This is a genomic window from Streptococcus uberis (genome assembly GCF_900475595.1).
GTDB classification, from domain to species: Bacteria; Bacillota; Bacilli; order Lactobacillales; family Streptococcaceae; genus Streptococcus; species Streptococcus uberis.
Map to the genome: position 1 here is coordinate 1,138,979 of NZ_LS483397.1, position 13,282 is coordinate 1,152,260.

10 protein-coding genes and 1 pseudogene are annotated in these 13,282 nt (G+C 38.9%); 1 reads left to right on the forward strand and 10 read right to left on the reverse strand.

From position 1 onward, the window contains the following. Positions 1-76: 76 nt before the first annotated feature. From DQM95_RS06000 to trpX, 9 genes and pseudogenes are all read right to left on the reverse strand, one after another. Positions 77-1,078 (reverse strand): alpha-ketoacid dehydrogenase subunit beta, encoded by a 1,002-nt coding sequence (locus tag DQM95_RS06000; RefSeq protein ID WP_012658589.1) that lies wholly within the window; start codon positions 1,076-1,078, stop codon positions 77-79. A 63-nt stretch (positions 1,079-1,141) separates the two neighbouring features. Next, positions 1,142-2,110: pseudogene (locus tag DQM95_RS06005) on the reverse strand (thiamine pyrophosphate-dependent dehydrogenase E1 component subunit alpha). Between the two features lie 223 nt (positions 2,111-2,333). Further along, positions 2,334-4,241 carry an ABC-F family ATP-binding cassette domain-containing protein gene (locus DQM95_RS06010; protein WP_037591974.1) on the reverse strand — a complete coding sequence of 636 codons (1,908 nt, stop codon included), beginning with the start codon at positions 4,239-4,241 and terminating at the stop codon, positions 2,334-2,336. 48 nt (positions 4,242-4,289) lie between these two features. Further along, positions 4,290-5,021, reverse strand: a complete 732-nt coding sequence (locus DQM95_RS06015) for a matrixin family metalloprotease (RefSeq protein WP_037591973.1) — start codon at positions 5,019-5,021, stop codon at positions 4,290-4,292. Positions 5,022-5,042: 21 nt separating this feature from the next. After that, on the reverse strand, positions 5,043-5,828 hold the full coding sequence (locus DQM95_RS06020; RefSeq protein WP_012658593.1) for an alpha/beta hydrolase: 786 nt from the start codon (positions 5,826-5,828) through the stop codon (positions 5,043-5,045). 92 nt (positions 5,829-5,920) lie between these two features. Further along, positions 5,921-7,585: a ribonuclease J gene (locus DQM95_RS06025; RefSeq protein WP_037591972.1), complete on the reverse strand. Its 1,665-nt coding sequence runs from the start codon at positions 7,583-7,585 to the stop codon at positions 5,921-5,923. Between the two features lie 190 nt (positions 7,586-7,775). Continuing rightward, complete coding sequence (locus DQM95_RS06030) at positions 7,776-8,534, reverse strand: ABC transporter ATP-binding protein (protein ID WP_012658595.1); 759 nt, start codon at positions 8,532-8,534, stop codon at positions 7,776-7,778. After that, on the reverse strand, positions 8,531-9,400 hold the full coding sequence (locus DQM95_RS06035) for an ABC transporter permease (RefSeq protein ID WP_037591970.1): 870 nt from the start codon (positions 9,398-9,400) through the stop codon (positions 8,531-8,533). Before DQM95_RS06035 ends, DQM95_RS06030 begins: the two co-directional genes overlap by 4 nt. A gap of 15 nt (positions 9,401-9,415) precedes the next feature. After that, complete coding sequence (trpX, locus tag DQM95_RS06040; RefSeq protein ID WP_037591968.1) at positions 9,416-10,411, reverse strand: tryptophan ABC transporter substrate-binding protein; 996 nt, start codon at positions 10,409-10,411, stop codon at positions 9,416-9,418. Between the two features lie 330 nt (positions 10,412-10,741). Here trpX and DQM95_RS06045 point away from each other — a divergent pair, with 330 nt between their 5' ends. Continuing rightward, positions 10,742-12,394 (forward strand): NFACT RNA binding domain-containing protein, encoded by a 1,653-nt coding sequence (locus DQM95_RS06045; protein WP_037591967.1) that lies wholly within the window; start codon positions 10,742-10,744, stop codon positions 12,392-12,394. Between the two features lie 163 nt (positions 12,395-12,557). Here DQM95_RS06045 and budA read toward each other — a convergent pair whose 3' ends face one another. Next, positions 12,558-13,277, reverse strand: a complete 720-nt coding sequence (gene budA / locus DQM95_RS06050; protein ID WP_037591965.1) for an acetolactate decarboxylase — start codon at positions 13,275-13,277, stop codon at positions 12,558-12,560. Between the last annotated feature and the right edge of the window lie 5 nt (positions 13,278-13,282).

Consider the following 13,282-nt stretch of genomic DNA (forward strand, 5'->3'; position numbering starts at 1 on the left):
CTTCAGAAGTCATGTCGTCATAATTCTCTACCGAATACACTGAAGGAAGCCTCCAGATAGAGACTTCATTCTTTTGTTATGCATTACCATTTTTTGCCATTTTAACAATAGCAGCTTTGATTTTTTCAACATCTGGTAAGATAGCTTGTTCTAAGACACGTGCATATGGTACTGGCACATCTTCACTTGCCAAACGTACGATTGGGTGATCAAGGTAATCAAAGGCTTCGCTTTCTGTGATCATGGTTGCAATTTCACCAATGTATCCACCAGTTTTGTAAGCGTCGTTGACTAACATGACTTTTCCAGTTTTCTTAACTGATTCGATGATCAATTCTTTGTCAAGTGGTACTAATGTACGTGGGTCAAGTACTTCAACATTGATGCCTTCTTCTGCAACTTCTTCTGCTGCTTGAAGAACGCGTTCTAACATACGTCCGTAAGAGATGATTGTTAAGTCGGTACCTTCACGTTTGATTTCACCTTTTCCAAGTGGAATGTAGAAATCAGGATCTTGGTTAACTTCTTCTTTTTTACCATAAAGGGCTTTTGGCTCCATGAAAAGAACGATATTGTTATCTTGGATGGCAGATTTTAACAAACCTTTAGCGTCGTTAGCATTTCCTGGTGCGACTACTTTGATACCTGGAATGTGTGTTAACCAAGCTTCTAATGATTGTGAGTGTTGTGCTGCTGATCCGATACCTGAACCTGATGCCACACGGAATGTTACGGGAGTTTTAAGTCCTCCACCAAACATGTAGTTGTTTTTGGCACCATTGTTAACGATTGCATCCATCATGATGGTTAAGAAATCCATGAAGGTTACGTCAACGATTGGACGAAGTCCTGTGATGGCAGAACCAATTGCTGCACCTGAGATAGCAGCTTCTGAGATTGGTGTGTCTTTAACACGTTTTGGTCCAAACTCTTCAATCATTCCTACTGATGTTCCAAAGTCACCACCATAAATACCAACATCTTCTCCCATGAGGTAGATGTTTTCATCTTTGCGCATTTCTTCTGTCATGGCAAGATTGACAGCTTCACGTAAAGCCATTAATTTTGTTTCACTCATTATTTACTCCTAGTTTTAATCGTATTCTTGTTAATCTAAAACGGTTTACGGCTAAATCCGAATTTAGTCTACCCAAACGTCTTCAAAGGCTACTGAAAGTTCTGGGTCTGGACTGTTTTGAGCATATTCATAAGCATCATCAATTTCTTTAACGACCTGTGCTTGAATTGCATCCAATTCTTCTTCAGTTGCAATGCCTTCTTTTGTAAGGTATTGACGGTATTTAACAATTGGGTCTTTTGCTTTCCAAGAATCAACTTCTTCTTTAGTACGGTATTTACCAGCATCGGCAGTTGAGTGACCAAACCAACGGTAAGATTCTACTTCGACAATTGCAGGTCCGTTACCACCACGAACGTGTTTAACCGCTTGATCCATAGTTTCGTAAACTGCTAATACATCATTTCCATCTTCACAGTAGAAACCTGGGATACCTTATGCTTCTGCACGTGTGTACAAGTGTGGTGTGTTAGTAGCATTGTTAATGTTCATTGAGATACCATAACGGTTATTAATGATAAAGAAGATAACAGGTAGTTTCCAAGTAGCTGCCATGTTAACAGACTCATGGAATGATCCTTCGTTAGTTGCACCGTCTCCTGAGAAGGCAACAACGATGTTGTTTGTTTCTTTATATTGTTGTGTTAAGGCTGCACCTACTGCAAGAGCGTAACCACCACCAACGATACCGTTAGTTCCGTAGTTTCCTTTTTCAAAGTCTGCTAAGTGCATTGAACCACCACGACCTTTAGAGACACCTGTAGCTTTACCAGCTAACTCAGCCATCATTTTGTTAAGGTCCATGTCTTTTGCGATTGATTGTCCATGTCCACGGTGATTTGAGAAAATAATATCATCATAAGTTAAGTGTGCTACTGCACCAACATTGGCCGCTTCTTCACCTACTGAGAAGTGAGTCATTCCTTGTACAAATCCTCGACGTACAAGCTTGTTAATTCGTGAATCAAATTCACGGATACGTTCCATTTTTAAAAACATATCCAAATGTTGTTCTTTAGAAACTGTTACCATTTTGGCCTCCATTTTTTCATATTACTCATTAATACTAACTTATTTTTTCACTATTTGCAAGAATTTAAAACCGCTTTCTATACCGTAAAATAAGCATTTCAATAAAATCCACTCCTTGTGAATAGGATAACAAAATCTGTTATAGTGCCAAAGCTATTTATATATAACAGATAAAAAAGAGAGGATTCCTTTTGTCATCCCCTCTTTGGCTATTTTTTTCTTTTTACAAATCTAATTGTGTACCAATTTCTTCCCACTCCAACATGAGACTCTCTTGTTTCTGATTTAAGAGATCTAATTCTTTTTGGTCATCAATTAATTGTCCTGGATCATTGGTTGATTGCATGCGGTTTTCAATTTCTACAATGCTTTGATCCACTTCTTCTAACTGGTTTTCCACTTCTTGTAATCGTCTTTGCAGTTTGCGGATTTCCTTTTGGTTTTCTTTTTGTAAGTGATAATTATTCTGAAGGGTCTCCGCTGGCTGCTCACTTTTTTCTTCTTCCTGGAGGCGAGCTAATTCTTCTAGCTCTGCTTTCTTCTCTAGGTAATAATCATAATCACCTAGGTAAAGGGTGGAACCTGTTTCAGAGATTTCCAATACTTTGGTGGCTATGCGATTGATAAAATAACGGTCATGGCTGACAAACAAGAGCGTGCCATCGTAGTCCAAGAGTGCATTTTCCAGTACTTCTTTGCTGTCGATGTCTAGATGGTTGGTAGGCTCATCAAGGAGCATGACATTTTTATTTTCCATGGACAATTTGGCTAGTAAGAGGCGGGCTCTTTCTCCCCCTGATAGCATGCCAACAGATTTTTTGACATCGTCCCCGGAAAAAAGGAAGGCTCCTAGTCGGTTATGAATGTCGACTTCTGCTGTTCTTGGGAAGTCTCCCCAAAGTTCTTCTAAGACACTATTGCTTTTAGTGAGTCGAGATTGGGTTTGGTCGTAATAACCGATGTCCACATTTGCACCATATTTGACTTGACCTTTGATAAATGGAATCTGTTTGATAATGGATTTCATTAGGGTTGACTTTCCAATACCGTTAGGTCCCACAATAGCAATGGCATCGTATTTTGTTACTTCTAGATTAATGGGTTCTGACAAAACCTCTTGGTCATAGCCAATGGCGGCATCCGTCACCGTTAAAACGACATTTCCTGATGGTTTTTCAGCATGAAAGGTCATGTGAGCAGACTTTTGTGAAGAAACCGGATTATCGAGCCGTTCTATTTTTTCCAACTGCTTGCGTCTTGCCTGAGCCCGTTTAGTAGTAGAAGCCCGAACAATATTTTTTTGGACAAAGTCTTCCAATTTGGCAATTTCTTTTTGTTGCTTTTCAAATTGTTTGGCTTGACTAGCAATTTTCTCGGCCTTTAAGTCAATGAATCTTGAATAGTTCCCGACATAACGATCAATCCCTTGTCGGTTCAAATCCAATGTAATGGTTGCAACCTTATCTAGGAAATATCGGTCGTGACTAACAATGATTAGGGCACCTTGATAGTTAGCTAAGTAATTTTCCAACCAGGCAATGGTGTCAATATCCAAGTGGTTTGTCGGCTCGTCCAAAACTAATAACTCTGGTTTTTCCAGAAGCATTTTGGCTAAAGCCAGACGGGTGTTTTGTCCCCCTGATAAGGCAGCAATGGGCATATCCCACATGGACTCATCGAATTTAAAACCATTCAAAATGGCTTTAATATCTGATTCATAAGAAAAACCGTTCCTAAGGCGAAAGCTTTCTGTCAGACGGTCATAATCATGCATCAGCTTGTCAAGATCAGTGCCTGTTAACATGCCCATATCCGCTTCCATTTGCCGCAATTTTTGTTCATCTTGGCGCAAATCATCAAAGACATGTAACATTTCTTGGTAAATGGTTTGATCCGACTGGAAACGACTATCCTGGGCTAAATAAGATAAGGTTAAATCCTTCTTGCGTGTGATTTCTCCACTGGTTGGACTTTCTTCACCAACCAAAATTTTTAATAGCGTGGATTTCCCGGCACCATTAGGACCAACCAGGGCAATGCGGTCACGCTCATCTACTTGGAGATTGATATTTTCAAAAAGGACGTCACCTGAAAAAGAACGTTCAATTTTAGAGGCTTGTAAAATAATCATACCTCCATTGTAGCAAAAAATACCCCGTTCTGGGGCATTTTTAGAATGCTATTTCTCATTTTGATAAAGAGCACGCACAGCTTCCATATCTGTCTCTTGAATCCCATAAAAAGATCCTGAAGATTGCATGACGGATTCCTTATCGTCTTTATGGTCTAAACCAATACTATGACCCAGTTCATGCTCTGCCGTATGGACAATCCTTTCAGAATTATAGCCGTACTGGTTATCAAGCAAATAATAGGCGTTCAAGTATACATCAGCATGACGAATCACTTTTAAGAGTTCTTGACTCTGTACCTTGGCAATGCCGGCCGCATCAAGACTGGCATCACTAGTCTCATCCGCAACAATATCAGCCTGGTCTTCTGAATCAACTAGCTTGAACTGAAAGAGTCCTGTACTGTTCCAATTATTTAGGGCTGCTTGATAAGCATTGACAAAAATGGGATTTGTGGTTTTGATGTAAACACCGGCCTCATTTTTAGTCCATTTAACCCCATCTTGATGCTGGTAATGATCAGAAGTTACTTTCTGACTAAGTTTGTCTTGCAACTTAGCATCCGAATCTTTCCAAATATTATAGAAAGTAACGACCTGATTACTGATGTTAGAGATGGTATTAGCCAACTGAGAATCACTATGGTTAGCATAATAAAGCAAGCCAAAAATAATAATGGCTAATAAAAGGATAGTTTGAATAAACCCCCAAATAATAGACCAAAGCCATTTTAAGAGGGTTAAAGGTAACCACAAAATAGCTTTAATAAATCGTTTCATATCACATCCAACTTCCTATCTTTAAGACAGCCTTTCTTCCTTCACATAATGTATTGGTAGCCAATCTAAAAGACGATCCAACTGTTGGTTCCAGTAATACCAATCATGTGTACCATGATCTTTTTGATAGTCAAGGTCTAAGCCCATGTCTTTTAATTGAGCAACAGCTATCTCATTAGCCTGGAACAAAAAATCCTCATAGCCACACCAAGCATAGAATTTGGTTTTCAAGTCAGATTCCGAAACCATGCTTGTCAAGAAATGCTTTTCAATGTCTGGCATTTCAATGGAACCAAAAACGCCTGTCCAATAAGCCTTTTCCTCTTCTAATACCTCTTCTAAAGCAAAGTCAGGACTTGCTAGGGCTCCTGAAAAAGAAGCAGCATAAGAAAAACGATTGGTCTTCAAGGCCAATTTAAAGGCACCGTAACCACCCATCGATAAACCAGCAATAAAGGTTTTCTCGCGTTTTTGTGTCATATTTGGAAAGAAATTATACAAAACTTCCGGTAACTCTTCTGCAATGGCTTTATAGTATTTCAAACCATAGGCTGTATCGGTATACCATCCTAAATCAGTGGAAGGCATAACAATAATAAGATTGGTATGACGCACTAAGCGTTCAATATTAGTCCGTTTTTGCCAAGAATTTTCATTACCACCCATGCCATGCAAGAGGTAAAGAACAGGAATATCCTGATCCCCTCTTTCAGCCTCTTCAAGACTAGATTGATCTGGATAGATGACATTAACTTGTCTTTCCATTTGCAAGACTTCTGAACGGTATTCAATATGAATGGATGCCATAACTCCTCCTAAATTTATATGAACTGATTTGTGATAAAGAAAGAGGTTATCACTAACCTCTTAAGTAAGATATCATTTTTGTCTTCTTTATGTTACTGACGCACTTCCATGACAACAGGTAAAATGGCTGGACGACGTTTGGTTTGATCAAACAAGAACTTCGATAATTCATCTCGAACAGAAGCTTTCAATTCACCCCAATCAAAATTATCTTGTTGCAAGTAATTTTCAACAGTCGTGTTAACCAGATCAGCACTTTCTCTTAAAATGTCACGGCTTTTCTTAACATAGACAAAGCCTCTTGTGTTGACTTTAGCTTTAGAAACAATGCGTTTTTCACGTTTATTAACGGTAATGGCCACGATAAAAATCCCATCTTCGGATAAGACTTTACGGTCTCTAAGAACGATATTACCAACATCACCGATGGCATTACCATCAATCATGACATCACTTGCTGGAACGCCCCCTTCGTGCAGGAAACCTTCCTCATTTAAGATCATAATATCGCCACGTTTCATAATGTAGATATTTTCAGGGTAAAGACCAACTTCCTCAGCCAAAGCCGCATGAGCGGCCAAGTCCCTGTATTCCCCTTGAACTGGGAAGAGATACTTAGGTCTAATCAAGTTAATCATTAGCTGCAAGTCACGACTGTTGGCATGACCAGAAACCCGTAAGTTTTGTGTAATGAGTTTAACACTGCCACCTGCTTTATAAATCAAGTTTTCAACACGCGCTACCATAGCTTCTTTTGACACATTTGGAGTTGTCACGATATAGACCAAGTCTCCTGTTGTGATGTTCACATAACGGTGACGACCCGATGCCATTTTTTGCAAGCTATTAATAGGTTCACCCATTCGACCAGCTTCTAAAATGATGAGCTCATGATCTTCATATTTTGCCATATCTTTTGGTTTGATCAATAATTTTTCATCAACGATGGTCAATTTTTTCAAACGAATGGCTGTACGGATAATATTCTCAATATCAGACCCCGTTAAAACAACACGTCTGCCATGACAAGCCGCTGAATCAAAAACTTGCTGAATACGAACCAAGTTGGAAGCAACCGCAGCTACGATCACTCGTCCTTCTGCTTCACCGATAACATGATCCATTTCCTCACCAACTTCTGATTCACTGGCAATTTGGATGTTTGATGTGGCATTGGCTGACGCCGAAAGCAGAGCTAAAACACCTTCCTTACCGATTTCAGCAAGTCGGGAAAGATCAGTTTGGTAAAACTCACGCGCTGCTTGGTCAAATTTAAAATCACCAGTATAAACAATATTCCCTTGGTCAGTACCAATGACTATCCCTAAACTATCTGGAATAGAATGGGTGGTTTTAAAGAAAGAAACCAATCCATCTTTAAACTCAATTTCTGTTTCACTGTCAACCACATGGAAATTTTTGAATTTCTTAGTGCTATTGTTGGCTTTGACAAATAATTTGGCCAACTCAATGGTCAACTCAGAACCAAATACAGGCACAGAGACTTCTGATAATAAGTAAGGCAAAGCACCAATAGCATCCGCATGTCCATGGGTCAGGAAGACACCTTGAACCTTGTCTTTGTTTTCAATCACATAATCTAAATTAGGGATGACAACATCAACCCCCAATTGTTCATTTTCTGGGTATTTCAATCCTGAATCCAAGATAAAAATTGACTCATTCACTTCAACCAAATAGAAGTTTTTCCCATACTCACGCACGCCACCAAGGGCGATTATTTTAATATCACTCATGTTACTCCTTTAAACATTTTTTATTACATACGGTCCTTATCATTGTAAGTCGATTTACTGCTTTGTAGCTAAGCTACAGTCTTAAATAGTATACCACATTTTTCCAACTTTTTCTTGGGTGAATGCCCTATTAAGGCCACTTTTTTTAAGGAAAAAAGCCTCTAACCTAAAGGCTAGAGACTAATCTTTTTTAGTCAAATAATAAATAGTAATCCGAAATAGTCATTTGAGCTTTCTGCTCTTTATTGAGATCTTTGATGATTTTACCATCTTTCATGACAATGAGACGATTGCCATAAGTCAAAGCATCTTCCATATGGTGTGTAATCATGAGGGCTGTTAATTGGTCCTGACTAACAAAATGATCCGTTAAAGCCATGAGGGAACGGCTGGTCCTAGGATCTAGAGCTGCAGTATGTTCATCTAATAACAATAGGTCCGGCTTCTTTAAAGTTGCCATTAACAGACTTAAAGCCTGACGCTGACCTCCAGATAAGAGACCTGTCGGCGTGTCTAAGTGATTTTCTAAACCATTGCCCGTTCGTGCCAATAATGCCTTAAAGGTATCTTTTTTGCTAGCGATACTGCGTTTTAGCAATTGTCGTTTCTGTCCCCGTTTTTCTGCAATCAAGAGGTTTTCAGCAACCGTCATACGAGGTGCTGTTCCCATTTTGGGATCCTGAAAAACACGTGCTAAGAAGCTGGCTCTTTTTTCAGCTGGCATATAGGTCACATCTTGCCCCAAAATCTTGATTTGACCACTGCTCAAAGTGAGGTTGCCAGCAATAACATTAAACAACGTCGATTTGCCTGCCCCATTACCACCTAAAACGGTAATGAAATCATGTTCATAGATGGTCAAGGTAACCTTGTCCAAGATGGTTTTAGAATCGTCAAATCCATTATTAACCACCAAACTAGCATCAATGAGTTCAATTATTTTTTTCATCTGCTCACCTTAATCCCTTTAAAGAAACGTTGTCTCAAAACAGGTACCATGAGACAAAGCGCTAAGACAATGGCACTAAATAATTTCAAATAGTTGGTATTGAAGCCCAAGGCAATTACAAGCATAATAAGAAATTGGTAGAGGATTGAACCTACTATAATAGCGACCAAGCGTTCAAAAAGCGTCAATCCTGTCGAGTAGAGAACTTCACCAATAATGATGCTTGCCAAACCGATGACAATAACACCAATCCCTTTGGAAACATCTGCATAACCATCTTGTTGACTGACAAGAGCACCTGATAAACCAATCAAGGCATTTGAGACAAGCAGTCCCATCATTTCCATGCGGTCCGTATGTATGCCAAAACTCTTAGCCATCTCACGGTTATCACCCGTGGCAATATAAGCCTGGCCAAGATCAGTATAGAGAAAATAAATCAGTAAGAAGATAATGACCAGAACGGCTAGGAATCCCATGAGAAGATTATTAACCTCTGAAGAAAATGGAAGGTAATCTTGCAGGCGTTTTAAGTCATGAAGCCCTAAATTGGCCCGTCCCATAACCATTAGCATAATAGAGTTACAAGAGGTCATAACCAAAATCCCCGCCAAAATAGTTGGAATTTTTCCCTTGGTATATAAAAGACCCGTTATGAGACCTGCCAAAGCTCCCGCTGCCATCCCTAAAATGGTTGCTAATATAGGATTAAGGCCCTGATTAAGGGCTGTAACAGCTACTGCTCCCCCTAAAGGAAAGGAGCCTTCTGTGGTCATATCAGGAAAATTTAAAATACGAAAGGTCAAATAGATGCCTAAACCAAGTACACCCCATAAAAGACCTTGTGAAACTGCTGAGATAATCATAAGTACCCCTTTCTCCTATTTGTTAAGAATATCAGATTCTTTTTGCAAAGCTTCTGGGATCGTCACTCCCAGTTTATCAGCCACAGCTTTATTAATGACGGGTTTCCCATTGTCAACGACTTTAACAGGTACTTGTGAAACGGATTTACCAGCCAATAACTTCTTAACCTGCTTGGCTGTTTCTACCCCTAGTTGGTATTGGTTTTGGTTAACGGATGCCAGACTACCATCTCTAACCATAGTATCGACGCTGGAGTAGACTGGCAAGTTGGCAGCATTGCTTGCGCTGACCACAGAGGCAAAGGCCGAAGCAATGGTGTTGTCTTGTGGGATAAATAAAGCATCTACCTTCTGTGTCAGAACTGACATGGTTGATGGTACTTCATTTGTTGAAGGAACTGCATAAGGGATAACTTCAAACCCTTTTACTTTGGCAAAAGCTGTAAAGTCTTTAACTTGTGAAAGGGAATTGTCCTCATTGCTAGCATAGAGCACTCCGATTTTTCTCACTTGTGGCGTTAGACTTTTAATCAGTTGAACGGTTTGTTTTAAGGGCACCTTGTTGGATAATCCTGTAACATTTCCCTCTGGTTTGTCTAGGTTTTTTACTAACTTTGCACCTATGGGATCCGAAATAGCCGACATGACAACAGGTACTTTTTTACTGCTAGTTGCTAATCCTTGGGCTGCTGGTGTAGCAATTCCAATGACGATATCATTGCCTTTGTCTACCAGTTGGTGGCTCATGGTCTGTATTTTACTTTGGTCGCCTTCAGCATTCATTAGTGTGATTTGCAGTTTTTGATGAGAACTTGGATTTTTTTGCAGTTCGTCTTCAATGCCTTTTTCAATTTGGTCAAGTGCCTCATGAGTTACCAATTGTAAGATACCGATTTTGACCACTGGTTTTTGTTTTAATGCTAGTTGTTTATTGTCTTTCTCAAAAAAGAGGGATAAAAAAACCAGACTTGTGATCATAATGAGTGTTGCTATTAAACTTTTATTTTTCATTCATATCTCCTTTCATTGTCCTGTTTATGCAAAAAGAAAAAGCACCCAGTCAGAGAATCTACTAAGCGCTTTTTTATCAGAGTATTAGCGCATAGATACTTTTTAGAAGTGCTCTAAAAGTCGTATCTATGCGAGTCCATAAACACAACTTTATCTATGCCAGCTTTGCCAATTTGTCATCATAGTTGTGTTCATTTCTTGGACTTCCTTTCGTTTTTTTATTCATTATAGCTTAATTTTTAGAAATTGCAAGACTTTAGAGAAAATTTTTTCAAGTGGGACCTGCCTTTATGTTATAATGATAGGACGAAACGACAGAAAGGAGAAACCATGTCTTTTGACGGCTTTTTCTTACATTATTTAACTGAGGAGCTTTCTGATAAACTTCTGAATGGACGAATTCAAAAAGTGAACCAACCCTACGAGCGTGAATTAGTTCTAGGCGTCCGAAATCATCGCCAGAATTTTAAAGTCCTCATTTCAGCCCATCCTGTTTTTGGGCGCATTCAATTAACGGATAGCAATTTTCAAAACCCACAGGTGCCAAACACCTTTACCATGATTATGAGAAAATACCTTCAAGGTGCTGTCATTGAATCATTTAAGCAAATAGATAATGACCGAATTATCGAGATTGGTGTCTCCAATAAGAATGAAATTGGTGATGACATCAAAACGACCTTAATCATTGAAATTATGGGTAAGCACAGCAATATCATCTTAGTAGATCGCAATCAAAATAAAATTATTGAGTCTATTAAGCATGTTGGCTTCTCACAAAATTCTTACAGAACTATTTTACCTGGCTCAACATATATCGAGCCACCTAAGACAGGGGCAAAAAATCCTTTTACCATTGAGGATGAACCCCTTTTTGAAATCTTACAAACCCAGGACCTTTCTCCTAAAAACCTTCAAAAACTTTTCCAAGGCTTAGGTCGTGATACAGCTAACCAACTGGCAGAGCGGTTGACAACAGATAAATTAAAGGTATTTAGACAGTTCTTCAATCAGGAAGTCTCACCTCATCTCACTCAAAATGCTTTCTCAGCAGTTCCTTTTTCAGATAGTGGCCAATCCTTTGAACAGCTCTCTGAACTTTTAGATTATTACTACTTAGAAAAAGCAGAGCGTGACCGAGTTAGTCAACAAGCCAGTGATTTAATACACCGTGTCCAAAATGAATTGGATAAAAACCGTCTCAAATTAAGGAAACAAGAAGCCGAATTGAAAGCTACTGAAAATGCTGAAGACTTTCGGCAAAAAGGAGAATTGCTGACCACCTATCTTTCCTTGGTTCCTAATAATAAAGAATCGGTTACCTTAGATAACTATTACACTGGTGAACCACTTACCATTTCTTTAGATTTAGCCCTTAGCCCTAATCAAAATGCCCAACGCTACTTTAAAAAATACCAAAAACTAAAAGAAGCTGTTAAACATTTATCTGGCCTAATTGAAGAAACTAAGCAAAGCATTCATTATTATGAAAGTGTTGAGTACAATCTCTCACAGGCTAACCTTGATGAAATCGAAGATATTCGAGAAGAATTGGTTCAAGCTGGTTTTATGAAGCGTCGTGCAACAGACAAACGCCACAAACGTAAAAAACCAGAGCAATACCTTGCTAGCGACGGCAAAACCATTATCTTAGTTGGACGAAACAATCTCCAAAATGAAGAGCTGACCTTCAAAATGGCTAAAAAAGGAGAACTCTGGTTCCATGCTAAAGATATTCCCGGTAGTCACGTCATCATCAAAGATAATTTAAATCCTAGTGATGAGGTTAAAACGGATGCCGCAGAGTTGGCAGCTTATTTTTCTAAAGGGCGCTACTCCAACCTCTTACAAGTGGACATGATTGAAGCCAAAAAATTGCATAAACCAAGTGGAGCAAAACCAGGTTTTGTAACTTACACAGGCCAAAAGACACTACGGGTAACTCCGGAAAAAGAAAAAATTGACCAAATGAAAATCAATTAAAGGCAGTGGAATCATTCCACCGCCTTTTAGTATTGATCATATATAGGACTATGATTATATCTCCTTTACATTGACTATAAACTGTCACAAAACCTTTGATTGAATAAAAAACACTCATCAAGTCTGTATCAATCAGTCAAGAAAGGCTTTCCTAGACCTTTCGTTATTCTGAATCACTAATATCGTTTTTCAGTTGTTCCACATTAAAACTTGCCTCTTTAAAATTAGCATCCTGACTTGGAAAATCTTGAACCAAGGCATCAATGTGGCCAATTTCGACACTAGCCTGATCACAGACAAAATCCATAACATGTCCGCCGAAAGTTTTATCATCCGAAATAAAATGCAAATGATAGCCTGCCACACTTACTCCATGAAAAAGTTCAGGAGTCCAAAATCCGACCAAAGTACCTGAAATATCTTCTTCTGTAAACTCAGGCTGTTGGTTAGAAATCTCTGCAAAGCGTTTGCCAATTGGCGATTTTGGAATCATGCGCACATGCATTTGCTTGAAATGACCTTTAATCTTAATGGATTGGAATAAATTTTTACTTGAAAAAAAGCTTTCCAACTGAGCTTTTAAAAGCTCGTGATCCATAGGTTCGTTTAAGTCAAATCGTTGATCTGCCCTATGATTGACAATGGCAGCATATGGAACAGTTTCATTACCCGAAAGTTCAATCACTTCTGCTTGCTGACCAGTACCAATAGCTTGATAAGCTTTTCCATCACAAATAATTAATTCACCATCAATACCATCTAAGGTTCCAATTCCCAAATCACCATGTTCTAATAATTTTTCTAAAGGAAGGGTACCCTTGTAGAGACCAGCCATTAAAGAAGCTAATGTATTATGTTGAAATAAAATACTGCTATTAGACATTTTGC